The following is a 26,299-nucleotide window of genomic DNA, read 5'->3' as shown; positions in this document are numbered from 1 at the left end:
GCACGCCACCGGGCACCAACCGCACCGCGCCTCCGTCGGCGCGGTACCGGGCCGGTCGTCGCCGGTGGGTTCTCCGATTCAATCATCGGAAGCGGCCGAGCAACAGGGGTTTCGCTCAGATTGAAAAAAAGTGGTGTCAGGGGTACAGCCCCCGGCCGCGGGGTGGGTTCGATCGGGCAGGTCTGGACTACCTGCGGATGCCGAGGGTGTCGGTGCCGTCGCCGTTCCAGTCGCCGACGAAGACCTCGTCGTCGGCCCGGCCGTAGCGCTGCTCGATCTCCGCGACCGTCGAGGTCAGGCTGGTGGAGACCAGGTAGAGGTTCCCGCGGCGCACCGCGAAGGTGTCAGTCCCGTCGCCGTCCCAGTCACCGACGACGACGTCGTCCGACGCCCGGCCGTAGCCGAGCTCCGCATCGGCGCGACCACCGGTGAGACTGTTGTTGATGAAGAACCGGTTCCCACGTCGCACGGTGAAGGAGTCCGCCCCGTCGCCGTCGAAGTCGCCCACGAGCACGACGTCGGAGTCGCGCCCGTAGTTGAGCTCGACCTCGGCGTTGCCACCCTCGTGGGTGTTGGCGAGGAAGTAGGCGTTGCCGCGGCGGACCGCGAAGGTGTCGACGCCGTCGCCGTCCCAGTCACCCACGAGCACGGTGTCACTCGCGTTGCCGAAGCCGAGCTCGACGTCCGCGTTGCCGCCGACCAGGGTGTTGTTGAGGAAGTACCGGTTCCCCCGGCGGACCCCGAGGGTGTCCGAGCCGTCTCCGTCCCAGTCGCCCACCAGCACCTCGTCACCGACCCGGCCGTAGGCGAAGACGTGGTCGGCGACCATGTCCCAGCCGTCGTTGAGGTAGAAGCCCACGCCCGGTGCCGGCGGCGTCGGGCTCGGCTCCTCGGGATCGTCGTCGAGCTCCGCGATCCGGACGTGCCGGAAGGCGACGTCGTCGTCCTCGCCGTGGTTCTGCAGACCGATGAAGCCCGAGGTGAGGTCGCGCGCCGGGTCGGTCGACTCGAAGGAGTTGATGAGCACGTCGTTGAGGTGGACCTCGATCATCGGGTCGTCCACGACGATCTCGTAGGAGTTCCACTCCCCCGGCGGGTTCAGTGCCGCGTCACGCGCCTCGGGGTCGGCGCCCTGGAACGTGTAGATCGCGCCGGTGGTGCGATCCGGCTCGTCGGTGGCGTCGATCTGGATCTCGTAGCCCTCGTCGACGGCGACCCACGGGTCGTCCCCGGGGTCGGGGAAACCGACGAAGACCCCCGAGTTGTCGTCCCCCGCCATCATCCAGTCGAGGCGGAGGCTGTAGGAGTCGAACTCCTGCGGGAACCAGAGCAGCCCCATGCCGCCCGTGCTCAGCGCGCTGCAGTCGTCCTGCAGCTCGAAGGACCCGGGCCCGGCCTGGTTCCAGGTGTCGAGGCTGGGCTGCGTGCCGTCGAACAGGGCGGTGTAGCCCTCCTCGATCTCCCCCGGCTCGCAGTCGTCGGGTGCGGCGTCCGGCTGGGCGCCTGCTCCGCAGGCCAGGACGGGCAGCGAGAGTGCGCCGGCGAGGACGGCGGCGGCCCCCCTGCGCGAGGTGCGTCGGACGGTGGACGTGGCCACGGCTCCTCCTTGAGCGGTCATGCGGGTGCGGGTGTGGGCCCTGACGAGCCAACCACGGACGGCGCCCGAGCAACAGGGGTTCGGCTCGGTAGAGAAAGAACTGGTGGCCGACATGCCGGTCGCGCGCCGCCGCGCGAGAGGGGCGGGAAACCCGGTCGGGTTCCCCGCCCCTCATGAGGTGGTGCGTGTGCGACGGGTGGGTGCCGGCCGGCCGTGGACCGGCCGGCACCCGATCGTCACACGGTCAGCGGCGGATGCCGAGGGTGTCGGTGCCGTCGCCGTTCCAGTCGCCGACGAACACCTCGTCGGAGGCCCGGCCGTAGCGCTGCTCGATCTCCGCACGAGTCGAGGTCAGCGAGTTGGACACCAGGTAGAGGTTCCCGCGGCGCACCGCGAAGGTGTCGACGCCGTCACCGTCCCAGTCACCGACCACGACGTCGTCGCTGGCCCGGCCGTAGCCGAGCTCCGCATCGGCGCGACCGCCGGTGAGGCTGTTGGAGATGTAGTAGGTGTTCCCACGGCGGACGGTGAACGTGTCGTTCCCGTCGCCGTCGAAGTCACCGACGAGCACCTCGTCGCCCGCACGGCCGTAGTTCAGCTCGACCTCCGCATTGCCACCCTCGTGGGTGTTGGTGAGGAAGTAGGCGTTGCCACGGCGCACGGCGAAGGTGTCGACGCCGTCACCGTCCCAGTCACCGACCAGCACGGTGTCACTCGCGCGGCCGAAGCCGAGCTCGACGTCCGCGTTTCCGCCGACCAGGGTGTTGTTGAGGAAGTACCGGTTCCCGCGGCGAACCGCGAGGGTGTCGGAGCCGTCTCCGTCCCAGTCACCGACGAGGACCTCGTCACCGGAGCGGCCGTAGGCGAAGACGTGGTCCGCACGAGCGTCCCAGCCGTCGTTGAGGTAGAATCCACGACCCGGCGCCGGCAGCGTCGGCTCCTCCGGCTCCTCGGGCTCCGTGGCGTCGAAGGTGTGCGACCACTCGGTGGTCGCGCCCTCGGCGAGCTCGTAGCCCTCGATCGCGCGAGCGGTGACCGTCACCGTGCCCTCGCCCGGGTAGGTGCCCGCCTCGACGACCTCGTCGCCGAGCAGGTACTCCACGCCCTCGACCTCAGGCACCGTGTAGGTGTCGTCGGCCGTGCCGTCCTCGTCCGCGAACGTCACCGCCGCAGGCTCGACCACCTCGGGCTCACCCGGCTCCTCGCCGTCGCCGGCGAGGAAGGTGAGCACGTCGACCTCGACGCCACCGGTGGAGGTGACGTAGACGGTGCCGGAGCCCTCCGGGACGGAGTCGAAGACCGTGGAGACCGTCTCCCAGTCGTCGCCGCCGGAGATCTCCACCTGGGCGAAGGGCTCGGCCGCGGCGTCGTCCCAGTGCAGCGAGAGGGTGCCCTCGCCGCGGGCCGTCGTCTCGACCGTGTCGATGGTCTCGCCGGTGGCGGCGTGGACCATGGCCATCGGGGTGAAGGCGATGTGGTCGCCCTCGTCGAAGGACGTGACGTACCCGCCGGCGCCGACGCCGGCCTCGGTGGCGACCTCGACGCCCTCCTGGGCGTCGAACCACTCGGCCTGCTGGTCCTCGGGCTTGAAGATCGAGGTGGCCTCGCCGGTCGTCGCGGGGACCTCGCCCTGCGGCTCGTCGGTGTAGGTCACCACGAGCGTGCCGTAGATCTTCTCGCCCTCGCCGTGCTCGACGGCGCTCTCGTTGGTCTCGATGGTGAACTCGCAGCCGCGGCCGGAGACCTCCGGGTGGGCGTGCTCGTTGTGGCCGAGACCGAAGGTCCAGTTCACTCGGTTGCACTCGGGGTTGTCGCCGTCCTCGGCGTCGGTCACGGAGACCGTCATCGGGATGTCGTCGCCCCAGTCGAAGATCGCACCGTCCGGGACGCTGAGCGAGATCTCGGGCGCGGTGTTGCCGACCGTGATCTCCACGTTGGCCAGGCCCACCTTGCCCTCGGGGTCGGTGACCCGGAGCGTGGCGTGGAACTGCCCCTCCTCCTCGTACGTGTACTCGGCCTCGGCGCCGGTGGCGTCGAACTCGCCGTCACCGTCGAAGTCCCACTCGTAGGTCAGCTCGCCGCCCTCGGGGTCGCGCGAGTCGGACCCGTCGAACGCGACCGTCAGCGGCGCGTCGCTGCTGGAGATCGGGTCGGCGGTGATGAACGCCTGGGGCGTCTTGTTGTCCGGGGCGTAGTCGACGCGGTACAGGCCCGCGTCGGGGTTCTGACGGAAGAAGCCGTCGCCGTAGTCCAGGACGTACAGCGAACCGTCCGGCCCGAACTCCATGTCCATCACGTTGTCCCAGATGGGCTGGTTGGTGTTCTCCAGGTGGGCGTTGGGCAGGAAGTCGTGGATGCCGGTGACCGACCCGTTCGAACCGAGCTCGTCGACGTCGAAGGTGACCACGTAGTCCTGGGAGAACTCGGCCATGAACGGCGTGCCGTCCCACTCCTCGGGGAACGCCGACGCGGAGTCCGCGTTGGCCTCGTCGAAGCGGTAGACGGGGCCGCCCATGGGGGCCTGGCCGCCGCCGCCGAGAGTGACGAGCAGGTCCCACTCCTCGGGCTGGTCGCCCGGGTTGTCGCCGTACCAGATCTGCGGCTCGGTGACCGGCGGGAGCTGATCGAGGCCGGTGTTCCACGACGAGTTGTTGACCGGGCCGCCGGCGCAGTCGAAGAACTCACCGGGGGTGGAGGTCTCGAAGTCCCACTCGTTGTAGGCGCCGCCGTCGTTGGGGCCGTGGCAGTACGGCCAGCCGCCGTTGAGCGGCTCGGAGGTCATCTGCCACTCGACGAAGCCCATGGGGCCGCGCTCGTCGCTGGCCGAGCCGGCGTCGGGACCGTAGTCGGCCCACAGCAGCGTGTCGGTCTCCTGGTCGTAGTCGATCCGGAACGGGTTGCGCAGACCCATCGCGTAGATCTCCTCGCGCACGAGGTCCGAGTCGTACTCGTCGGAGTCGAAGAGGTTGCCCTCGGGGATCTCGTAGGTCGTGCCGGGGCCCACCTCCGCGTCGGCGGCGATCTCGTCGAGGGGGTTGATCCGCAGGATCGCACCGCGCAGGTCGTTCGTGTTGCCGGCGCCGCGGCGGGCGTCGAGGCCGGGGTTCATGCCCGGGGCGTTGTTGATCGGGGTGTACCCGTTGGCGCCCGGCGTGCCCGCGGGCGTGTTGTCACCCGTGGACAGGTACATGTTGCCGTCCGCGTCCCAGGCCATGTCGGCGCCGACGTGGCAGCACTGACCACGCTGGGCCTCGATGCGGATGATCTCCTCCTCCGAGTCGACGTCGAAGACGTTGGTCTCCGGGTCGAACTGGAAGCGGGAGAGCACGTTGTACCCCAGCCACTGGTTCCACTCCTCCAGGCTGTCGGTGCCCTCGACCTGCTCCGGCGCCGCACCCTGCGGCGTCTCCGCGGGGTACTCCAGGCCCGACGGCGAGACACCGTTCATCTCGCGGGGCGAGTAGACGATGTAGACCCAGCCGTTCTCCTCGAAGTTCGGGTCGAGCGAGATGCCCTGGAGCCCGTCCTCGGAGTTGGCGTAGACGTCGATGTCGGCGATCTCCTGGGTCGCCCCGGTGTCCGGGTCGGTCAGGCGGATGACGCCGTCGCGTGCGGTGTGGAGGACCCGGTTGTCCGGCAGCACCGCGAGGTCGATCGGCTCACCGGTGTCCTTGGACAGCAGCACCCGCTCGTAGTCGTTCCAGTCGGTCTCCCCCTCCTGCACCGGAGCAGGCTCGCCGGGGTCCCCCGGCTCGGGGTGGTCGGGATGGGCACTGCCCGCGGTGACCACCATGGGCACCGCCAGCACACCGGCGAGCATGGTGCCCGCCGCGCGGGCCAGCCAACGCCGGCCTCTTGATCTGTGGGACACGATTCCCCCTTGAATCCATTTGCCGAACGCACCGCGAGGACAGCGGCACGCAGCCCCGGAAGGTGCGGTCGATCCGCTGCATCGGCCCCCCGGAGCTGCCGCGGACGAGGGGACCCTCACCCCCTCCGTCAGGGGCCAGGCGCCACTCGCGTCGTCTACGGCTGACGCGATTGAAGCATCAGAAAAGTGCGAGCACCAGGGGTTTCGCTCAGTTTGAAAAAAAGTCCCGACGAAGGTATGAGCTCAAAAGTACAAGGCCTACCGCTTGATTCGCGGCAATATGGGCTACCGTCCTGATGTTGCGGATCATGCCTCATGCCCCGCCGCGGGCGTGGCCGAATCCTCGGCGGAGTCCAGGTCGAGAACCTCGACGTCCGGCCTCTCCGGCACAGCCTTGATCGATCAGCCATCCAGTGAGTGGTGCAGCACCTCGAGCAGGCGCCATGTCACTCCCCAGCGCGAGCAGCGGTGACCGTCGGTGCAGCACGCTCGATGTCGAGGGCTTCGCCGTGACCGTCGGCGAGGTCGCCCCTGCTGCGCATTCCGCCGCCCTGGCGGCCAGTTGTCCGGTGGCGACGCGAACGTCCTCGAGGTGATGGAGCGGCGGCGCCCGGAACGGTCAGTCGTCGGTGCCCGACCCGAGGTGGGCGACGGCCTCGATCTCGATGACCGCCTCCTTCTGCCACAGTCGCGTGACACCGATACCGGCCATCGCCGGGTAGTCGCGTCCGGCCAGCTCGCGCCAGATCCGTCCGATCTCGCGACCGTTGGCCATGTAGTCGTCGACGTCGGTGAGGTAGAGCCGGACCGAGGTGAGGTCCGCGGGCGAGCCGCCGGCCTCGGCGAGCGTGGTGAGCACGTTCGAGAAGGCTTGGTGGAACTGCTCGACGACCCCTCCCGGGACGATCCGACCGTCCTTGTCGAGCGCGGTCTGACCGCCGAGGTAGACGATGCCGTCCGCCTCGATGCCGTGCGCGTACCCGGACGGGTCGGCCATGGATGAGGGGTTCACGGTGCGGCGGCGGGCCATGTGCTGCTCCTTCGCTAGCGGTTGGGACCGGGTTCTTCCGCCCCCTGGCGACCCGGTGCTATATTGAGCATACGTGACGGTCGGCAGATTGACGATATGCCGATCGAGCCCATCGCTGTCGCTGGTCTCACCCGGGAGGACACCCATGACATCTCCGGAACCCACGCATCCCGCTCCGACGGTCGGTCCCGACGTCGTCCCCGTCGTCACCCGCGCCGGCGAGGAGGACACCGCCACGATGCAGTCCGGCGATGCCGTCCGGGTGTCCGGTGTCGGGCCGCAGCACACCCCTGCCAAGCGGATCTGGTTCGGCCAGGTGTCGAACGCGCCCGGCTACCGCTCTCCCCCGCACCACCACGGCGAGGCCGAGACCGGCGGCTACGTGCTGCGCGGGCACGGCCGCATCTACTTCGGTGAGGGATACCGGGACTTCCTCGACATGACCGCCGGCGACTGGGTGTTCGTCCCGCCCTACATGCCCCACGTCGAGGCCAACATGTCTGTCACCGAGGACCTGGTCTGGCTCACCGCACGGACACCCGACAACATCGTCGTCAACCTCGACGAGGTGCCGGACGAGTCGCTCGAGGGGTACCGCCGGCCATGACCGGACCGACGAGCTCGGTGCTGCTCGGCGCCCTGCAGCTGACGGCCGCCGAGCGTGAGGGCGCCGACGAGGCGTGGACCGCGGTGACCGGTCCGTGCCCGTGGCCGAAGGCGTACGGCGGGGACATGGTCGCGCAGGCGTCTCTCGCTGCCATGCGGTCCGTCGACCCGGGGCGCGCGCTGCACTCGATGCACGGGTACTTCATGCGTCCCGTGGAGATCGGCCGACCCGTCCGGTACGAGGTCGAACGGACCCGGGACGGCCGGGGCTTCTCCACCCGGCAGGTGCGCGGCATCCAGTCGGGCAAGGACGCCTTCCTCATGATGGCGTCCTTCCACATCCCAGCGGCCGGCCCGGAGGTCGCCGCGCCGGCACCCCCGGACATCCCGGGCCCCGATTCCCTGCCCTCGTCCGCCGACGTGCTGGCGCCGGTCGAGCCGGGTTCACCCTCCGCGGGCGCGATGACCGCCGAGTCGAAGGAGTACTGGAGCCGGGGACGCAGCTTCGACATGCGCCACGTGCCAGGGCCGCTCTACCTCGAGGTGGAGGGTGGTCGCGCGCGGCACCAGGCGGTGTGGGTCCGCGCGTTCGAGCCCCTGCCGGACGACGACCTCCTTCACCGCGCCGCTCTCGCCTACGTCTGCGACTACACGATCATCGAGCCGATCCTCAGGGCGGCCGGGCTCCCGTGGGCGGCGCCCGGACTCGTCACGGCGAGCCTCGACCACGCGATGTGGTTCCACCGGACGGCACGGGTGGACGACTGGCTCCTGTACGCCCAGGAGGCCGTCTCCGCACAGGACGGGCGTGGTCTCGCCACCGGACGATTCTTCGACCGCGACGGCCGGCTCGTCGCGACCGTCGTGCAGGAGGCCCTCGTCCGACCACCTGCCGACTGACCAAGCCGCGTCGAGGGGCGGCGACGGCGCCACCCCTGATCCGGCCACCTGGAGAGGAACCTGCACGGATGGACCTGACCCCGTCGTCGCACGTCGACACCTTTGCGCGCGACCACCTCCCGCCTCAGGAGCTGTGGCCGACCTTCGAGTTCACCCTGCCCGAGCTGCAGTTCCCCGACCGCCTCAACGCGGCCGTCGAGCTCCTCGACCGCCAGGTCGAGCGGTGGGGCCCGGACCGGGTCGCGCTGCGCACGCCCGCGGGCGAGACGTGGACCTACGGCGCGCTGCGGCGCCGGTCCGACCAGGTCGCCCAGGTGCTCGTCGAGGATCTCGGCATCGTCCCGGGCAACCGGGTCGTGCTGCGCTCACCGAACAACCCGTGGACCGTGGCCGCCTGGCTCGGTGTCCTCAAGGCGGGGGCCGTCGTCGTCACCACCATGCACGCGCTGCGCGCCGTGGAGATCGGCCAGCTCATCGAGGCGACACGCCCGTCCGTGGCGCTCGTCGACGAGCGGTTCGCGGAGGACCTCGACGTCGCCGTCGCCCGGTCGGGGGTGGACATCGCCGTGCTCCGGTACGGCGGGCACGGGCCGGAGGACCTGGCCGCACGGTGCGCGACGAAGGACGGCAGGTTCGACGCCGTGCCGACGGCGGCGGACGACGTCGCCCTGCTCGGCCCCACCTCGGGCACGACCGGCGTCCCGAAGATCACCATGCACTTCCACCGGGACATCCTGGCCAACGCGGAGACGTTCGGCCGCCACGTCCTGCGGCCGGAGCCCGAGGACCTGTTCACCGCCACCGCCCCGTTCGCCTTCACCTTCGGCCTCGGTGCGCTCGTCGTGTTCCCCCTGCGCTTCGGAGCGTCGTCGCTGCTGCTCGAGAAGGCAACTCCCGTGGAGTTCGCCGAGCACATCCACGCGGCAGGCGCGACCGTCATCTTCAGCGCCCCCACCGCCTACCGCGCCATCCTGCGCGCGGGGCGGGAGGACCTCCTGGCCGGGGTGCGCACCGCCGTCTCGGCGGGCGAACACCTCCCGGCCCCCGACTGGGAGGAGATGCGGCGGCGCACCGGCCTCGAGGTGATCGACGGGATCGGCTCGACCGAGCTCCTCCACATCTTCCTCTCCTCCCCGGTCGGGGAGATCCGGCCGGGAGCCACCGGTCGCCCCGTCCCCGGGTACCGGGCCACGATCCTCGATGACGACGGGCACGAGGTCGGTCCCGACGTCTCCGGCCGGTTGGCCGTCATCGGTCCCACCGGCTGCCGCTACCTCGACGACCCGCGTCAGGCCGCGTACGTCTCGGACGGGTGGAACGTCACCGGTGACACCTTCTCCCGCGACGCCGACGGCTACTTCCACTACCAGGCGCGACGGGACGACATGATCGTCAGCTCGGGCTACAACATCGCGGGCCCCGAGGTCGAGATCGCGCTCTCCCGGCACGACGACGTGCTCGAGTCCGCGGTGGTCGGGCGTCCTGACGAGGCGCGCGGCACCGTCGTCTGCGCGTTCGTCGTCCTGCGCGAGGGTGCGGTCGGCGACGACGCCAAGCGACGCGAGCTGCAGGACTTCGTCAAGCAGACCATCGCCCCGTACAAGTACCCGCGCGACGTGCGGTTCGTCGACGCCCTGCCACGCAACCCGAGCGGCAAGCTCCAGCACTTCCGCCTGCGCCAGGAGCTGGCGAGACAGGCGGCGCGCTCCGCCTCCCCCACCACCGCCGGTACGTCCGGCGCCTGATCTCCACACCCCGAAAGGACGTCAGCCATGAAGATCGCCGTGATCGGCGGTGGGCCCGGAGGACTGTACTTCGCCGCACTGATGAAGCAGCTCGACGCCGCTCACGAGATCGTGGTATACGAGCGCAACCGGGCGGAGGACACCTTCGGGTTCGGCGTCGTGTTCTCGGACGAGACCCTGGGCGGCATCGAGAACGCCGACCCGACGGTGGCAGCCGCGATGACCAGCCAGTTCGCGCACTGGAGCGACATCGACGTGCACTACCGCGGTGAGGTCGTCACCGTCGGCGGGCAGGGTTTCGCGGCGATGGGGCGCAAGGAGTTGCTCCGACTCCTGCAGCAGCGGTGCGCGGACCTCGGCATCGACGTCCGATACAGCACGACGGCCCCGGACGTGGCGGAGCTCGCCGCGGCCAACGACCTCGTGCTCGCGGCCGACGGCGTGAACTCGTCGGTCCGAGGGCGCTACGCCACCTCGTTCGGCCCGGACGTGCAGACGGGACGCTCGAAGTTCATCTGGCTGGGTACCGACAAGGTCTTCGAGGCGTTCACGTTCATCATCAGGGAGACGCCGTGGGGCGTCATGCAGATCCACGGCTACCCCTACTCCGCGGACCGCTCGACCTTCATCGTCGAGATGGACGAGCCCACGTGGCGCCGGGCCGGCTTCGACGAGACGGAGGACCTCGTGCTCGCTCCGGGCGAGAGCGACGAGCACGCGATCGCCCGCATCAGGGAGATCTTCGGCGAGGACCTCGAGGGATACGACGTGCTCGCCAACAACTCCAAGTGGATCAGCTTCCCGACGGTGAGCAACGAGTGCTGGCGGCACGAGAACGTCATCCTCCTGGGGGACGCCGCGCACACCGCACACTTCTCGATCGGCTCCGGTACCAAGCTCGCGATGGAGGACTCCCTCGCGCTCGCCGCGTGCCTCCACGAGAACGCGGACCTGCCCACCGCGCTGGCCGCGTACGAGGAGGAGCGGCGCCCGGTCGTGGAGTCCACGCAGCGGGCCGCCGAGGCCTCGCGCGGCTGGTTCGAGTCGATCGGGCGGTACGTCGGACAGGACCCGGACCAGTTCGCCTTCAACCTCCTCACCAGGTCCCGGCGCATCACGCAGGCCAACCTCGAGCTCCGCGACCCGGACTTCGCGCATCGGATCGATGCGGCGTTCGCCGCGCGCGTGGGTGGCTCGGAGGTCGTACCGGCGATGTTCCAGCCGCACCGCATCGGGTCCCTCGAGCTGCGCAACCGGATCGTCGTCTCGGCGATGGACATGTACTCCGCCGTCGACGGCGTGCCCCAGGACCTCCACCTCGTCCACCTCGGGTCGAAGGCCATGGGCGGGGCCGGCCTGGTGATGACCGAGATGGTCTGCACGTCGGCGGACGGACGGATCACGCCCGGGTGCACCGGCCTCTACACCGATGCCCAGCGTGACGCGTGGGGGCGGGTCGTCGACTACGTGCACGCACACAGCCAGGCCGCGATCGGTGTACAGCTGGGCCACTCCGGGCGCAAGGGCTCGACCCGCCTCATGTGGGAGGGCATCGACGAGCCGCTCGAGGAGGGCAACTGGGAGACCGTCGGCCCCTCCGCGATCCCGTACGGCCCTGGCAACGTCGCGCCGCGGGAGATCACCCGCGACGAGATGGACACGATCCGTGGGGACTTCGTCGCGGCGACCCGCCGAGCTGCCGAGGCCGGGTTCGACCTTCTCGAGGTCCACCTCGCCCACGGGTACCTCCTGTCCTCGTTCCTCTCGCCGGTGTCGAACCGCCGCACTGACTCCTACGGCGGCAGCCTCGAGAACCGGCTGCGCTACCCCCTCGAGGTCGTCGACGCGGTCCGCGCCGCCTGGCCTGCCGACCGACCGCTGCTCGCCCGCATCTCCGCGGTCGACTGGCTGCCGGACGGGAACACCGACGACGATGCGGTCGCGATCGCCCGTGCGCTGATCGCGCACGGCGTGGACGGGATCGACGTCTCCAGCGGACAGATCGCCAAGGAGGAACGGCCGAGGTTCGGGCGCAGCTACCAGACGCCGTTCGCGGACCGCATCCGCAACGAGGTGGCGGCGCCGGCGGGCGCCACCGTCATCGCGGTGGGCGCGATCTCCTCCTACGACGACGTCAACTCCATCCTGCTCGCCGGTCGTGCCGACCTGTGCGCGCTGGGGCGGACGCATCTCTACGACCCGCAGTGGACACTCCACGCCGCGGCCGAGCAGGAGTACGCCGGGCCGGCGGTCACCTGGCCTCCGCAGTTCCGGGCCGGGCGCCGCAAGCCGCCGACCGCGCGGACCGACGCCGTCCGCCCGCGGCTGTCGCTGCTGCGTGACCAGGAGACGGACGCCGGTACGCATCGGCGGTGGGCGCCGAGCTCGCCGAGCCGTGCGTGAGCGCTCGCGCGGACATTCGAGGAGACGGAGGAACGGTGGGAGCGTCGATCAGCTACGGACGGACCGTGGCCTGGGACGAGACCGATGCGTCCGGGCATTACCACAACAGCACCATCATGCGGCTGTTCGAGGCCGCGGAGGCTGAGCTCGTCCGCGAGCACGGACTGACCGACTACTTCGGGGTCACCCCCCGGGTGCGTCAGGAGATCGACTTCGAGGCCAAGCTCTACTTCGACCAACCCACCACCACGGTGGTGACGGTCGAGCGGATGGGACGCACGTCGATGACCTACCGGTTCGAGGTGTGGGGCGAGCCGTTCCGCGACCTGCCGCGCGCCCGCGCGGCCAGCGGTGTCGTCGTCGTGGCCCACGTGCCGGTCGGCTCGCCGTCCGCCCGGCCGTGGCCCCATGACGTCGTCTCCGCGCTGGGCCCTGGCACGGACGGCTGAGGACGCACCCGGCGCGGGACCGTGGTCCGGTGCCCGGCACGGACGACGTACCTCGCCCGACCCACCGCCAGTGCACGCCTAGCCTGACTCGCCCCGGCGGGGGTCGCGGATGACGCCCAGTGCGTGCTCCTCGGCGCGCGGGCGCATGACGGCGTCGAGCTTCTCGAACAGCGTCCGCGCCGACTCCCCCGGCCAGTTCTCGGGCAGCAGGGTCAGCGGAAGGCCGGGATCGCGGTACGGCAGTCGCCGCCATCGCGTGAGCATCGGGACGTAGGCGCGGAAGTGGTCGCGGGCGGAGGTTCGCCCGGACTCGGCGAGCTCGCGGTCCTGGTCGTGGCGCGCGAGGAACTCCGAGTACAGGGCACCCAGCTCGTCGAGCTCCCACCAGCGGGCCACCCGCTCCCGCAGGTCGCCGTAGGCGAGGTGCTCCCCGCGGAACAGGTTGACGTAGGTGTGCAGGCCGTGCCGCTCGAGGGTGTGCCGTACCTCGAACTCGAGATGGGCCGGCGCCACCCAGAAGCCGGGGGCGATCGTTCCCAGGCCGAGCCGCGTGAGGTGCGAGCGCAGCTCGTGGCGACGCGCCCGATGCGACTCCGGCACCGAGAACACCACGAGCAGCCACCCGTCCTCCTCGGTGGCCCGGCGCCGGTCGAAGATGCGCCGGTCGCCCTCGGCGACGACCCCGAGAGCGTCCTCGCTCAGCGCGTATCCGGCGGCGCCCCCGCGCCGCTCGCTGCGCAGCACGCCGCGTCGCTTGAGCCGTGAGATCGAGGACCGCACCGCGAGCCCGTCGACGTCGAGATCGGCCATGAGCGACACGACCGAGGCCACCGAGATCCAGTTGTCCTCGCGCCGCGCGTACAGGCCGAAGATCGTGAGAATGAGCGGGGCGAGCCTGCCCTCGTGACCGCCACCGCCACCGCCCCCGGCACCAGCCTCGACGCGGGTCCCGCCCCCGTGCCCGTCCCCCGAGCCGGTGCCGCGCGTGGTCGCCATCAGCCCACCCCGAGGAGGCTCCGCGCGGCCGCCTCGTCGCGCCGGAACTCCGCCACGGTGCTCTCGTGCACGACGACCCCCTTGCGCATGACCGCGACCCTGTCCGCCACGGCGAACGCCAGGCGAAGGTCCTGCTCGACGACGACCGTCGCCAGACCGCCTGAGGTCAGGCTCTCGAGAATCTCCCGCACCTGGTCGACGACGGCCGGCGCGAGCCCGTCCGAGGGCTCGTCGAGCAGGAGGACCCGCGGGGAGCCCAGCAGGGCCCGTCCGATGGCGAGCATCTGCTGCTCGCCGCCCGAGAGCTGGGAGCCGAGGTTCGTCCGGCGTTCGGCCAGGCGCGGCATGAGCTCGTAGACCCGCTCGGGGGTCCAGTCGCCCGACCGCCGGTGGGAGATCTGCAGCGTCTCGTGCACGGTCAGCGGCGCGAACACGCGCCGGCCCTGCGGCACGATCGCCAGTCCCGCTCGCGACCGGGCGCTGGCCGAGCGGTGGGTGACGTCCCTCCCGTCGATCCGGACCGTGCCCGCGCTCGCTCGCACGAGGCCCATCATCGTCTCGATGAGGGTCGTCTTGCCGGCGCCGTTGCGGCCCAGCACGGCCACCGACTCCCCCGCCGTCACGGCGAGGTCGATGCCTTGCAGCACCCGGCTGCCGTCGTACCCGGAGACGAGGGCGCTCACCTCGAGCAGCGGTGCCGCGCTCACGAGGACACCTCGAACATCTCGGTGCCCGCGGACCGGCCGAGGTAGGCCTCCTGCACCGCGTCGTCGGCCCGAACGGCCTCCGGCGAGCCGTCCGCGATGAGGCGCCCGGCGGCGAGCACGCTCACCCGCTCGGCGAGCCGGAAGACGACGTCGAGGTCGTGCTCGACGACGACGACGGTCACGGTGCGCGGCAAGGACTCCACGAGGGAGGCGAAGAGCTCGGTCTCCGCTACGGACATCCCCGCCGTCGGCTCGTCGAGGAGGATGAGCCGCGGGTCGCAGGCAAGCACCATCGCGACCTCCACCTGACGACGTTCACCGTGGGAGAGCGCCCCGCACAGGGCGGCGTGCCGGTCGGCGAGGCCGACGTTCTCCAGGTGCGTCATCGCGGCGGCACGGATCGCACGGTCGCGGCGCGGGCTCGGCCACGGCCGCACCGGACGACCGGAGGAGCGTTCGACGGCGGCCCACACGTTGTCGAGCACGCTCATCCCGAGGAACAGGCTCGAGTGCTGGAAGGTCCGGACCAGACCGGCGCGTGCGCGGCGCGCCTCACCCAGATGGGTGATGTCCTGCCCCTCGAGGTGCACGGTCCCGGAGGTCGCGCGGGTCCGGCCCGCGAGCACGGCGAAGAGGCTGGACTTGCCGGCCCCGTTCGGGCCGATGAGGGCGTGCCGGGCGCCGCGGATGACCTCGAGCGTCACGGAGTCGACGGCCGTCAGCGAGCCGTAGCGCAGCGTGAGGTCGTGCGTGCGCAGGATCGCGTCGTCGGTGGGTGGGCTCACTGCTCGGTCCTCCGTCCGCCCGCTCCGGTTCGTCGTCGGTCGGGCAGCAGGCCCAGGGGCCACCGGGCCCGGATCCCGGCGATGCCCCGCGGCAGCAGATACACGGCGGCGACGAAGGCGATCCCGAGCAGGAGCGTGCCCCGGCCGTCGAAGTAGCCGCCCAGCCAGTCCCTCACGAAGATGACAAGGCCCGCGCCGAGGACCGGTCCCCACAGGACGCCCGCCCCTCCGACGACGACCGCGAGGAGGGCGAACGCCGAGACGTCGAACCCCATGTCCCCCGGTGACATGAACCGCGTCTGGGCGACCCAGGCCGTACCGGCCGCACCGGCGATCCCGCCCGCGAGCGTGTACGCGAGCAGCTTGGTGGTGTAGGTCGACTGCCCGAGGGCGCGCAGACGCATCTCGCCGTCGCGCACGCCGCGCATCGACCGGCCGAGCGGCGAGGAGGAGACGAGCACCGCCGCGCCGAGCCCGAGCAGGAAGACGCCGAGCACCCACCAGTACACGTATCCCTGCAGCACAAGGGGATCCCCGCCGGGGACGAGCGTGACGGCGGGGATCCCGGTGAGCCCGTTGGAGCCCCCGAGGGCCGGCAGGGTGTCCGCCGCCCGGTGCGCGAGCTCGCCGACGGCGAGGGTCACCATGAGGAAGAAGACTCCCGACGTGCGTACGACGACGGCGCCCGTCAACGCGGCCAGGACGGCACCGACGGCGACACCCACCCCGAGCTGGACGAACCCGTTCGTCGTCACGTGCTTGCCGATCAGGCCGGCGGCGTACGCACCCGCACCGAAGTAGGCGACCTGTCCCAGGGTGGGCATACCCATGAGCCCGGTGAGCATGTCGACGCTGACCACGAGCAGGGCGAACGACAGCGCCCTGGCCACGAGACCGAGCGGGTAGGGGGCGAGGATGAAAGGCAGGAGGGCCAGTGCCAGCAGGGCGAGGGCGATGAGCAGGCGGCCCAGCCAGGCGCGGGAGGGAGCCCTGGTCCGTGCGGTCGGGCGTACGGCCTCGGCGGTCTCGACGGTCGTCGTCATGCGTGGGACCCCGTCCGTGCGGGCAGCAGGCCCTGGGGCCTGAGCAGGAGGACCGCCGCCATGGCGGCGAAGAGCAGGAAGGAGGCGAAGTCCCCGGCGAGGACCACGCCGATCGACTGCACCTGGCCGACGATGAGCGCACCCAGCACGGCGCCGCCGAGCGAGCCCAGGCCGCCGATGACCACGATGACGAGGGCGAGGAGGAGGATCTGGTCGTCGAGTCCCGGCTGAGCGCCGAGGATGGGCGCGGCCAGCAGCCCTCCGACCGTGGCCAGCGCCGCGCCGACCCCGAAGACGAGCAGGAGCACGACCCGCGTGCGGATGCCGATGGACTCGACCATCCCGCGGTCTGCGACCGTCGCCCGGACGATCGCGCCCGCCCGGGTGCGGTCCAGGGCCAGGTACAGGGCGACGGCGATCGCCGCGCCGACCCCGATCATCACGAGCCGGTAGACCGGGTACGGGCTGCCGCCCAGCGAGACGGTTCCGGCGAGTGCCTCGGGCGCGGCGACGGAGCGCACGTTCGACCCGAAGACCTCGCGCAGCAGCTCCGCCGCGATGAGGGCCACGCCCAGGGTGAGCAGCGCCTGCCGCAGGTGGTTGCGCACCGGCCCGGTCATCGCCGCCAGGAGCCCCCCGGCGGCGAACCCGACGAGCGCGGCGACGACGACCGCGAGCAGGAACGTCCCGGTCGAGGGGCTTCCGTCGAACATGGCGACGCCGACGTAGGCGCCCACGAGCGAGATCGCCCCGTGCGCGAGGTTGAGCACGTCCATCGTGCCGAAGACCAGGGACAGTCCGATGGCGATGAGGAACAGGACGGAGCCCAGTGCGAGCCCGTTGAGCAGGGTCGTGAAGTTGGCTGCGAACCAGTCGAGCACGCCGCGGTTCCTCAGCCCTCGAGCTCGGCGATGATCACGTTGCGCAGCTCGCCGTCGACCTCCTGGACCTCACGGATGTAGTACGGCGTCTGCGGGTCGTGGTTCTCGTCGAAGCTCCACGGGCCGCGCGGGCTGTCGATCTCGCCGATCTCACCGAGCGCGGTGGCCAGGCCGGGACCGTCGATGCTCTCGGCGGCCTCGGCGGCGGCGTCGACCGCCGCTGCGGCGTCGTAGGCGGAGACGGCGTAGATGGTGGGGTACTCGCCGTACGCCTCCTCGTAGGCCTGGACGAACTCGGTGTTCCGCTCGGTGTCGATCATGGCGCTGTACGGCAGAGAGGTCTGGATCCCCAGCGCGGCCTCACCCTGCGCGTCGAGGAGGTCCCCCTCGACGATGAATCCGTTGCCGTAGAGCTGGATGTCCTCCGAGAGGCCGAACTGGTCGTACTGCTGGACGAAGCTCGCGGCCTCGGCCCCCGCGTAGAAGGCGAACACCGCCGACGCGTCCGACGCCTGGATCTCGCTGAGGTAGGGCTGGAAGTCGCTCGTGGTCCCGAACGGCGTGTAGGTCTCGCCCGCGACGGTGCCGCCGGCGGCCTCGAAGGCCTCCCGGAAGCCGGCGACGTGCTCCTCGCCGGCGGCGTAGTCCGCCGCGATGAGGTAGACGGAGCCGTCCCCGACCGCCTCGGCGACGTGCTCGCCGATGGCGCCGCTGACGTCGCCGTTGCGGTAGGAGCTGCGCCAGATGTAGTCGGACGCCTCGGCGGTGATGTCGTCGGCCCCGGCGTTGGCGATGATGAGCGGCACCTCCGCCTGGTCGAACGCGTCCTGGAGGCCGAGCGCGACGGCGGAGCTGACGATGCCGACGACCACGTCGGCCCCGTCCTGGGTGACGAGCCGTTCGGTGGCGGGTACCCCGGTCTGCGGCCCCTCCCCCTCGTCCGCGGTGACGAGCTCGACGTCGAGCCCGCCGAGCTGACCGTCGTTCTGGTCGAGGTAGAGCTCGAACCCCTGGCTGATGTCCTCGCCGAGCGGCGCGTAGACGCCGGACTGCGGGTAGGACAGGCCCACGGTGATGGAGGTGGCTCCGTCCTCACCGCCGCCGCCGTCGTCGTCGCCACCGCCGAGGCTGCCGCCACCGCAGGCGGCGAGCAGGGCCATGGACGTCAGTCCCGCGCCGAGGACGACGGCGCGGCGGGCAGGTCGGGGGGACCGATCCATGGTGGACCTCCGGAAGCTCGTTTGCGGCACTGCAACGACCCCGTCAGCGTACGGCGTCCTTGTGACGGTCGTCAAACTTCCGCGGTACTCGAGCCACCCCGGGACCCTGTGCCCCCTACCGTCTCCGTCGGGCTCACAGGCCGACGTAGGCCGCCAGGTGCTCACCGGTGAGCGTCGACGCCTGCGCGACGAGCTCGGCCGGCGTGCCCTCGAAGACCACCTTGCCGCCGTCGTGCCCGGCCCCCGGCCCCAGGTCGATGAGGTGGTCCGCGTGCGCCATGACGGCCTGGTGGTGCTCGATGACGATGACCGAGCGGCCCTCGTCGACGAGCCGGTCGAGCATGGCGAGCATCTGCTCGACGTCGGCCAGGTGCAGGCCGGTGGTGGGCTCGTCGAGGATGAAGACGTCCCCCGCCTGGCCCATCTGGGCGGCGAGCTTGAGGCGCTGCCGCTCGCCGCCGGACAGCGTGGTCAGCGGCTGGCCGAGGGTGAGGTAGCCGAGCCCGACCTCGACGATCCGCTCGAGGATCCTTCGCGCCGCGGGGACGGCCGAGTCCTCGGCGGAGACCAGGTCGAGAGCCTCGACGACGGGCATCTCCAGCACGTCCGCGATCGACCGGCCGCCCAGCGTGTGGCGCAGCACCTCGGCCTGGTAGCGGCGGCCGCCGCACTCCTCGCACGTGGTGGTCACCGTCTCCATGAAGCCGAGCTCGGTGAAGATGACGCCCGCGCCGTTGCACGCCGGGCAGGCGCCCGCGGAGTTCGCGCTGAACAGGGCGGGCTTGACGCCGTTGGCCTTGGCGAAGGCCTTGCGCAGCGGTTCGAGCGCACCGGTGTAGGTCGCGGGGTTCGACCGGCGCGACCCGCGGATCGGGCTCTGATCGACGACGACGACCCCCTCGCGCCCCTCCAGCGAGCCATGCACGAGCGAGCTCTTGCCCGAGCCGGCCACCCCCGTGACGGCGACGAGGACCCCCAGGGGCACGTCGACGTCGACGCCGGTGAGGTTGTTCGTCGCGGCGCCGCGGATCTCCAGCGCACCGGTGGGCCGGCGCACCTCGTCCTTGAGCCGGGCACGGTCGTCGAGGTGGCGCCCGGTCAGCGTGCCCGAGGCGCGCAGCCCGGCCACGGTGCCCTCGAAGACCACCTCTCCCCCGGCAGAGCCGGCCCGCGGGCCGACGTCGACGACGTGGTCCGCCACCGCGATCGTCTCGGGCTTGTGCTCGACGACGAGCACGGTGTTGCCCTTGTCCCGCAGGCGGCGCAGGAGGTCGTTCATCCGGGCGATGTCGTGCGGGTGGAGCCCGATCGTCGGCTCGTCGAAGACGTAGGTGACGTCGGTCAGCGCCGAGCCCAGGTGCCGGATCATCTTCGTGCGCTGCGCCTCGCCGCCGGACAGGGTGCCGGCCGGCCGGTCGAGCGAGAGGTAGCCGAGGCCGATCTCGACGAAGGCGGCCAGCGTGTCGGACAGCCCCTCGAGCAGCGGCCCGGCCGCCGGCAGGTCCAGCCCCGCCACCCAGTCGGCGAGGTCCGAGATCTGCATGGCGCAGGCGTCGGCGATGGAGACGCCGTCGATGGTGGCGGTGCGCGCCCCCTCGGCGAGGCGGGTGCCGGCGCAGTCCGGGCAGGTGCCGGCCGTGACGGCGCGCTCGACGAACGCGCGGATGTGGGGCTGGAGGGCGTCGCGGTCCTTGCTGAGCATCGACTTCTCGATGCGCGGGATGAGCCCCTCGTAGGTGATGTTCATGTCGGCGGCCCTGATCTTGCGGGCCGGGGCGTAGAGCAGGTCGTGGCGCTGCTTCTTCGTCAGGTCCTTGACGGGGACGTCGAGCGGGATGACGGCGCCGAAGACCTTGGCGTACCAGCCGTCGGCCTTGTACCCGGGCACGAGGACCGCGCCCTCGGCGAAGGACCTCTCCTCGTCGACGATCTGGGCCAGGTCGATGTCGGCGACGGACCCGGTGCCCTCGCAGGTCGGGCACATCCCGCCCACGATGGTGAAGGTGGCCTTCTCCGCCTGGGTCTTCTTCCCGCGCTCGACCGTCAGCGCCCCGCTGCCGGTGGCGGAGGGGACGTTGAAGGAGAAGGCCTGCGGGGAGCCGATGTGCGGGGTGGCGAAACGGCTGAACAGGATGCGCAGGATCGCGTTGACGTCGCTAACCGTGCCCAGGGTGGAGCGGATGTTCGCCGCCAGCCGCTCCTGCCCGACGACGATCGCCGTGGTCAGCCCGTCCAGCGCGTCCACCTCGGGACGGTCGAGACGCGGCATGAACCCCTGGACGAACGCCGAGTAGGTCTCGTTGATCATCCGCTGGGACTCCGCGGCGATCGTGTCGAACACGAGCGAGCTCTTCCCCGATCCGGAGACCCCCGTGAAGACGGTGAGCCGTCGCTTGGGGATCTCGACCGAGACGTCCTTGAGGTTGTTCACCCGCGCCCCGTGCACGCGGATGAGGTCGTGGCTGTCGGCGGCGTGGGTGGTCGCGTCCTGGGTGCTCGGCTCTGACGCCATGGGGTCCTCCGTCGGTGCGGTGCGGCGGGTCACCCTACACCCGGGTGCGGCCCGGTCAGGCGGTGGTCGGACCAGCCTCCCCGCCCGGTGCGTCCTGCGGCATCGCGGCGGTCGCCCGGCCGCCCGCGGTCTCCTGGTCGACCTCGAGCTCGTCGGGGTCGACGCCCTGGGAGAACTGCGAGTGGTAGAGCCGGTGGTAGGCGCCGCCGGCCGCCATGAGCTCGTCGTGGTCGCCCTGCTCGACGATGTCGCCGTGCTCCATGACGAGGATCGTGTCCGCGTCACGGATGGTGGACAGGCGGTGCGCGATGACGAAAGAGGTGCGGTCGGTGCGCAGCGCGGACATCGCCTCCTGGACGAGGACCTCGGTGCGGGTGTCGACCGAGCTGGTGGCCTCGTCGAGGATGAGCAGCGCGGGGTCGGCGAGGAAGGCGCGGGCGATGGTGACCAGCTGCCGCTCGCCGGCGGAGATGTCGACCCCCTCCCCCTCGACGACGGTGTCGTACCCGTCGGGCAGGGAGCGCACGAACCGGTCGACGTAGGTCGCCCGCGCGGCGGCGAGGACCTCGTCGTCGGTGGCGTCGAGGCGGCCGTAGCGGATGTTGTCCATGATCGTGCCGCCGAAGAGGACCGCGTCCTGCAGGACCATCCCGATATGGCCGCGCAGCACGCCGCGGTCCAGGGTGGCGGTGTCGACGCCGTCGAGCCGGATCTGTCCCGAGTCGATCTCGTAGAACCGCATGACGAGGTTGACCAGCGTTGTCTTCCCCGCTCCGGTCGGCCCGACGATGGCGACGGTGCGCCCGGGCTCGGCGGTGAGGGTGAGATCGGTGATGAGGGGTTCGTCGGCGCTGTAGGAGAAGGAGACGCGGTCGAACTCGACGCGCCCGCGCACGGGCTCGGTGAGCACGCCCGGCCGGGGCCCGTCGGGGTCGAGGGTGCCGTCGGCGGCGCGCTCGGCGAGGTCGGGCTCCTGCTCGTCGGCGTCGAGCAGCTCGAAGATGCGCTCGGCCGAGGCGACGCCGGAGATGAGCATGTTGGCCATGCCGGCGACCTCCCCCAGCGGGGCGTTGAACTCGCGGGAGTACTGGATGAAGGCGGTGACCTGGCCGAGGGACATCTGCCCGTTCGCGACCCGCAGGCCACCCACGACGGCGATGCCGACGTAGCCCAGGTACGTTACCCACTGCATGATCGGCATGATCATCCCGGAGTAGAACTGCGCCTTGAACGAGGCGTCGAACAGCTCCTCGTTGCGCTCGTCGAAGCGCTCGCGCATGGCCTCGTGCCGGCCGAAGACGGTGACGAGGTCGTGCCCGGTGAAGGACTCCTCGATGTGGCCGTTGACGCGGCCGGTGTGGCGCCACTGGTCGGCGAACAGCTTCTGGGACCTCTGCCCGATGACGGCGATCGCGATGCCGGCGATCGGCAGGGCGGTGAGCGCGATGAGCGCGAGCTGCCACGACAGGACGAACATCATGATGGTGATGCCGACGATCGTCATCACCGCGTAGAACAGCGAGGCGAAGGCCTGCTGCATCGCGGTCTGCACGTTGTCGACGTCGTTGGTGGTGCGCGAGAGGAGGTCGCCGCGCTGGCGGGTGTCGAAGTAGCTGAGCGGTAGCCGGTTGACCTTCGTCTCGATGGACTCGCGCAGTCGGTAGACGACCTTCATGACGATCTCGTTGAGCAGGAAGCCCTGGGCCCAGTCGAAGATCGAGGCGACGGCGTACATGCCGAGCACGATGAGCAGCAGCCGGCCGAGCTCGGTGAAGTCGACGCCGGTGCCGGTGATGACGCCGTCGAAGATGACGTCCATGGCGTCGCCGAGGATCGTCGGCGCCCAGACCGCGAGCACGGTGGAGATCGCGCCGAGCAGCAGCACGCCGGCGACCCCGAGCTTGTGCCCGCCGAGGGTCTTGAAGAGCCGTCCGAGGGAGCCCCAGAAGTTCTTGGCCTTGCGCGGGGCGCCACCCTCGCCCCACTCGCCGGTGCCGACGCTGTCCTGCAGCTCGGCGATCTCGGCCTCGCTGAGGGAGTGGTCCGCGCTCATCGTGCCTCCTCCGCGGTCATCTGCGAGTCGACGATCTCGCGGTAGGTCGTCGACGAGCCGAGCAGCTCGTCGTGGGTGCCGCGGGCGACGATGCGCCCGTCCTCCATCACGAGGATCTGGTCGGCGCCGGTGATGGTGGCCACGCGCTGGGCGACGACGATGGTGGTCGCCCCGTCGGTGTACCCGCGCAGCGCGGCGCGCAGCCGGGCGTCGGTGGTGACGTCGAGGGCGGAGAAGGAGTCGTCGAAGACGTACACCCGCGGCCGGGCCACCAGCGCCCGCGCGATGCACAGCCGCTGGCGCTGCCCGCCGGAGACGTTGGTGCCACCCTGGGAGATCGCCGAGTCCAGCCCGGTGCGGGCCGCCTCCCCCTCCCCGGTGGTGCGTGCGCGCACGAAGTCGGCGGCCTGGGCGGTCTCCAGCGCGGTCCACAGGTCCGCGTCGGTGGCGTCGGGGTTGCCGAAGCGGAGGTTGTCGGCGACCGTGCCCGAGAACAGGTAGGGCTTCTGCGGGACGAGCCCGACGGCGCGGGTCAGCGAGTCGCGGGACAGGTCGGTGACCGGGACGCCGTCGACGAGCACCTCCCCCGCGGTGGCGTCGTAGAGGCGCGGTACGAGGTGGACGAGCGTGGACTTGCCCGCGCCCGTGGAGCCGATGATCGCCGTCGTGCGGCCGGCCGGTGCGGTGAAGGAGATGCCGTCGAGGACGGGCGCGTCGGCGCCCGGGTAGGCGAAAGTGACGTCGCGGAGCTCGACCGTGCCGTCGGCGCGGGCGGGCTCGACCGGACGGGCCGGCTGGGCGACCGAGCCGGAGGTCTGGAGGACCTCGCCGATGCGGCGTGCGCAGATGATCGCGCGCGGCAGCATCATGAACATGAAGGTCCCCATCATCACGGCCATGAGGATCTGCAGGAGGTACTGCATGAAGGCCGTCAGCGCCCCGACGTCGACGGCGCCGTCGTCGACGCGGATCCCGCCGAACCACAGGACGGCGGCGGTGGCCAGGTGCAGGACGACGGTGATGAGCGGCCCCATGAGGACGAACAGGCGGCCGATGTGCACCGAGGTGCGGGTGAGCTGGGCGTTGGCGTCGCCGAAGCGCGCGGTCTCGTGGCGCTCCCGGACGAAGGCACGCACCACGCGGATGCCGATGATCTGCTCGCGCATGACGTCGTTGACGCCGTCGATGTTGGACTGCATCCGCTCGAACAGCGGCATGAGGCGCCGGACGAGGGCACCGACGAGGAGGAGCAGGATCGGGACCGAGACCCACACCAGCCAGGACAGGCCGGGGTCCTCCTGGATCGCCATGATGATCCCGCCGATCGACATGATCGGCACCATCACCATGAAGTTGAGCGCCATGAGGACGACCATCTGGACCTGCTGGACGTCGTTGGTCCCTCGCGTGATGAGGGTGGGTGCGCCGTAGCGGCCCATCTCCTCGGCCGAGAAGGAGTCGACCCGCGTGTAGACCGCGCGCCGCAGGTCGCGGCCGAGCGACATCGACATCCGCGCGCCGAACCAGACGGCGGAGACGGCGGTGACGAGCTGGACCAGGGCCACGCCGAGCATGAGCCCGCCCACCCGCCAGATGTAGTCGGTGTCCCCGGTGGCGATCCCGTGGTCGATGATGTCGGCGTTGAGGCTGGGCAGGTAGAGCGTGGCCAGGGTGGCCACGAGCTGCAGGACGAGGACCGCCGCGATGAGCGAGCGGTACGGACGCGAGTGCGTCCGGACGAGCTTCCAGAGCATGGGTGCTGCTTCCCGTGGGTGCGGAGCGCGGGGTGGCGAGGCCCCGGTGGGACTGGGTGGGTGGACCGGTGCGTGCGGGTGCAGGGCGTCGGACCGGCCGGCTCACAGTAGGGGCAGGTGCCCCCGGGTGCGCCAGGTGATTGTTCGGGACCCCGGGTGCCGCTGGGGGAGGTTAACCCTCCTCCCCCGGCACGGCACATCCCTCTTCGGGATGACGGGCACGGGTGGGCGTCCACCGACCGGTGGACGGCGTCGGCGGGCCCGTCGACGTCGGCCCGCGGCGGGCGAGCCGGCGAGGGTCCGCCCCCGGGCACGGCCGGAGCAGGCGCGGACAGCGAGCGGCTCCGGGCACCCGTCGGGGTGTCCGGAGCCGCGTGCGTGGTCTGGCGTGGGCGTCAGGCGCTGCGACGGCGCAGCCGGCCGCTGCGCAGCAGCTCGAGTCGCTCGTCGAGCAGGACCTCGAGCTCCTCGATGGAACGGCGCTCGAGGAGCATGTCCCAGTGCGTGCGCACCTTGCGCGCGGGCTTGGCCGGCTCGGGGCGCTCGGAGTCGCGGCGCAGGGACTCCTTGCCGCAGGTCGGGCAGTCCCACAGGGCGGGGATCTCCGCCTCCATCGAGAACGGCACCGTGTAGGTGTGCCCGTCGACGCAGTCGTAGGTGATGCGCTGGCGCTCGGCGAAGTCGACGCCGTCCTCGGACTCCATCGAGTACGCGCCGATCTTCATGCCGCGCAGTGCTCGGTCTGCCATGTCTGTCTCCTCACCTCTGGGGCCACGGCTGCTGTCCGCCGCGCCGGTGGTCCTCCGGCCCGCCGCGATCCGGGGTCGCGGGGCTCGGACCCACCTCCTGCTGACCTGGCCAACACCGGACGGACGTCCGGTGTTCCCCGGACGGACAACTTTCGGTGTGACCTGCCTTACTCCTTCTCGGCCGCTCCGGACCGGTCCCGGCGGGCGCCACGGGTGGCCAGGGAGCGCAGCTGGCCGGCCCGGTGGCGCACGCCCCAGGCGGTGGTGCGCCACAGCGCCTCGCGGACGATGCCCCCGGTCATCTTCGAGACCCCCTCCTCGCGCTCGACGAAGACGATGGGGACCTCCACGATGCGCATACCCGCCCGGTGCACCCGCCACGTCATGTCCACCTGGAAGCAGTAGCCGGCGGACTCGACCTCGTCCAGCGGGAGCGCCCGCAGGGTCCCGGCCCGGAAGACCCGGAAGCCGGCGGTCGCGTCGGCCACGCCCATGCCCAGGACGAGCCGGACGTAGGTGTTGCCGGTGCGGGAGATGAGCTCCCGGCTGCGCGGCCAGTTCTCGACCTCACCGCCGGGGACCCAGCGCGAACCGATGACCAGGTCGGGGGCGTCGGGCTGCTCGGCCCGCTCGAGCAGGACCGGCAGGTCGACGGCGCGGTGAGAGCCGTCGGCGTCCATCTCCACCACGAGCTCGTAGCCCCGCTCGAGCGCCCAGCCGAAGCCGGCGACGTAGGCCCGGCCCAGGCCCTCCTTGCCCGCGCGGTGCAGGGCGTGCACGCCGGGGTCCTCGGCGGCCAGCGCGTCGGCGGCCTCGCCGGTGCCGTCCGGGCTGGCGTCGTCGGCGACGAGGATGTCCGCCCACGGAACGGCGGCGCGCACCCGCCGCACGGCCGTCGGCAGCGAGGCCAGCTCGTTGTACGTCGGGATGATGACGAGCGTGCGCGGGTGCTCCGGGCTCGGTGCGTCCGGGTCGGTCGGTCGGCTCACGTGCTGCTC

Annotated in this window: 18 protein-coding genes and 1 pseudogene; 5 read left to right on the top strand and 14 right to left on the bottom strand. The window is 71.3% G+C overall.

The genetic code is table 11. From position 1 onward, the window contains the following. Positions 1-187: 187 nt before the first annotated feature. The 3 genes and pseudogenes from AC3D3D_RS01430 to AC3D3D_RS01420 all read right to left on the bottom strand — a co-directional run. Positions 188-1,501, bottom strand: a pseudogene (locus AC3D3D_RS01430) (3-keto-disaccharide hydrolase); the annotation flags it as partial. A gap of 340 nt (positions 1,502-1,841) precedes the next feature. Continuing rightward, on the bottom strand, positions 1,842-5,468 hold the full coding sequence (locus AC3D3D_RS01425) for a PQQ-dependent sugar dehydrogenase (protein WP_463661362.1): 3,627 nt from the start codon (positions 5,466-5,468) through the stop codon (positions 1,842-1,844). Positions 5,469-6,087: 619 nt separating this feature from the next. Continuing rightward, positions 6,088-6,498, bottom strand: a complete 411-nt coding sequence (locus AC3D3D_RS01420) for a RidA family protein (protein WP_463661363.1) — start codon at positions 6,496-6,498, stop codon at positions 6,088-6,090. Positions 6,499-6,643: 145 nt separating this feature from the next. Here AC3D3D_RS01420 and AC3D3D_RS01415 point away from each other — a divergent pair, with 145 nt between their 5' ends. The 5 genes from AC3D3D_RS01415 (at position 6,644) to AC3D3D_RS01395 (ending at position 12,601) form a co-directional block, all read left to right on the top strand. Beyond that, the gene (locus tag AC3D3D_RS01415) at positions 6,644-7,105 is read left to right on the top strand and encodes a cupin domain-containing protein (RefSeq protein ID WP_463661364.1); all 462 of its coding nucleotides are present in this window, start codon (positions 6,644-6,646) and stop codon (positions 7,103-7,105) included. Next, the gene (locus tag AC3D3D_RS01410) at positions 7,102-8,004 is read left to right on the top strand and encodes an acyl-CoA thioesterase (protein ID WP_463661365.1); all 903 of its coding nucleotides are present in this window, start codon (positions 7,102-7,104) and stop codon (positions 8,002-8,004) included. Before AC3D3D_RS01415 ends, AC3D3D_RS01410 begins: the two co-directional genes overlap by 4 nt. 68 nt (positions 8,005-8,072) lie before the next feature. Then, the gene (locus tag AC3D3D_RS01405; protein WP_463661366.1) at positions 8,073-9,749 is read left to right on the top strand and encodes an AMP-binding protein; all 1,677 of its coding nucleotides are present in this window, start codon (positions 8,073-8,075) and stop codon (positions 9,747-9,749) included. Positions 9,750-9,776: 27 nt separating this feature from the next. Beyond that, a complete protein-coding gene (locus AC3D3D_RS01400; RefSeq protein WP_463661367.1) occupies positions 9,777-12,152 on the top strand; it encodes a bifunctional salicylyl-CoA 5-hydroxylase/oxidoreductase in 2,376 nt (791 codons plus the stop codon). A 35-nt stretch (positions 12,153-12,187) separates the two neighbouring features. Then, on the top strand, positions 12,188-12,601 hold the full coding sequence (locus AC3D3D_RS01395; RefSeq protein WP_463661368.1) for an acyl-CoA thioesterase: 414 nt from the start codon (positions 12,188-12,190) through the stop codon (positions 12,599-12,601). Positions 12,602-12,679: 78 nt separating this feature from the next. Here the strand turns inward: AC3D3D_RS01395 and AC3D3D_RS01390 are convergent, their stop codons facing one another. The 11 genes from AC3D3D_RS01390 to AC3D3D_RS01340 form a co-directional block, all read right to left on the bottom strand. Continuing rightward, positions 12,680-13,597, bottom strand: coding sequence for a PaaX family transcriptional regulator (locus tag AC3D3D_RS01390; RefSeq protein WP_463661369.1), 918 nt, complete (start codon positions 13,595-13,597; stop codon positions 12,680-12,682). Then, positions 13,597-14,289 (bottom strand): ABC transporter ATP-binding protein, encoded by a 693-nt coding sequence (locus AC3D3D_RS01385; protein WP_463661596.1) that lies wholly within the window; start codon positions 14,287-14,289, stop codon positions 13,597-13,599. The genes AC3D3D_RS01390 and AC3D3D_RS01385 overlap by 1 nt, the downstream gene beginning before the upstream one ends. Positions 14,290-14,300: 11 nt before the next feature. Further along, on the bottom strand, positions 14,301-15,089 hold the full coding sequence (locus tag AC3D3D_RS01380; RefSeq protein WP_463661370.1) for an ABC transporter ATP-binding protein: 789 nt from the start codon (positions 15,087-15,089) through the stop codon (positions 14,301-14,303). After that, positions 15,086-16,132: a branched-chain amino acid ABC transporter permease gene (locus AC3D3D_RS01375; RefSeq protein WP_463661371.1), complete on the bottom strand. Its 1,047-nt coding sequence runs from the start codon at positions 16,130-16,132 to the stop codon at positions 15,086-15,088. Before AC3D3D_RS01375 ends, AC3D3D_RS01380 begins: the two co-directional genes overlap by 4 nt. Beyond that, positions 16,129-17,013 (bottom strand): branched-chain amino acid ABC transporter permease, encoded by an 885-nt coding sequence (locus tag AC3D3D_RS01370; RefSeq protein WP_463661372.1) that lies wholly within the window; start codon positions 17,011-17,013, stop codon positions 16,129-16,131. Before AC3D3D_RS01370 ends, AC3D3D_RS01375 begins: the two co-directional genes overlap by 4 nt. Positions 17,014-17,024: 11 nt before the next feature. After that, entirely contained in the window at positions 17,025-18,233 is a 1,209-nt protein-coding gene (locus tag AC3D3D_RS01365; RefSeq protein ID WP_463661373.1) for an ABC transporter substrate-binding protein, read from the bottom strand. Between the two features lie 133 nt (positions 18,234-18,366). After that, positions 18,367-20,745, bottom strand: coding sequence for an ATP-binding cassette domain-containing protein (locus AC3D3D_RS01360; protein WP_463661374.1), 2,379 nt, complete (start codon positions 20,743-20,745; stop codon positions 18,367-18,369). Positions 20,746-20,800: 55 nt separating this feature from the next. Then, a complete protein-coding gene (locus AC3D3D_RS01355; RefSeq protein ID WP_463661375.1) occupies positions 20,801-22,798 on the bottom strand; it encodes an ABC transporter ATP-binding protein in 1,998 nt (665 codons plus the stop codon). Further along, the gene (locus AC3D3D_RS01350; protein ID WP_463661376.1) at positions 22,795-24,552 is read right to left on the bottom strand and encodes an ABC transporter ATP-binding protein; all 1,758 of its coding nucleotides are present in this window, start codon (positions 24,550-24,552) and stop codon (positions 22,795-22,797) included. Before AC3D3D_RS01350 ends, AC3D3D_RS01355 begins: the two co-directional genes overlap by 4 nt. Before the next feature lie 395 nt (positions 24,553-24,947). Beyond that, entirely contained in the window at positions 24,948-25,301 is a 354-nt protein-coding gene (locus tag AC3D3D_RS01345) for an RNA polymerase-binding protein RbpA (RefSeq protein WP_463661377.1), read from the bottom strand. Between the two features lie 167 nt (positions 25,302-25,468). Then, positions 25,469-26,290 (bottom strand): polyprenol monophosphomannose synthase, encoded by an 822-nt coding sequence (locus AC3D3D_RS01340; protein ID WP_463661378.1) that lies wholly within the window; start codon positions 26,288-26,290, stop codon positions 25,469-25,471. Positions 26,291-26,299 lie beyond the last annotated feature (9 nt).

The organism is Georgenia sp. X1117 (assembly GCF_057784635.1).
This window is presented reverse-complemented; position numbering and strand designations above follow the sequence as displayed.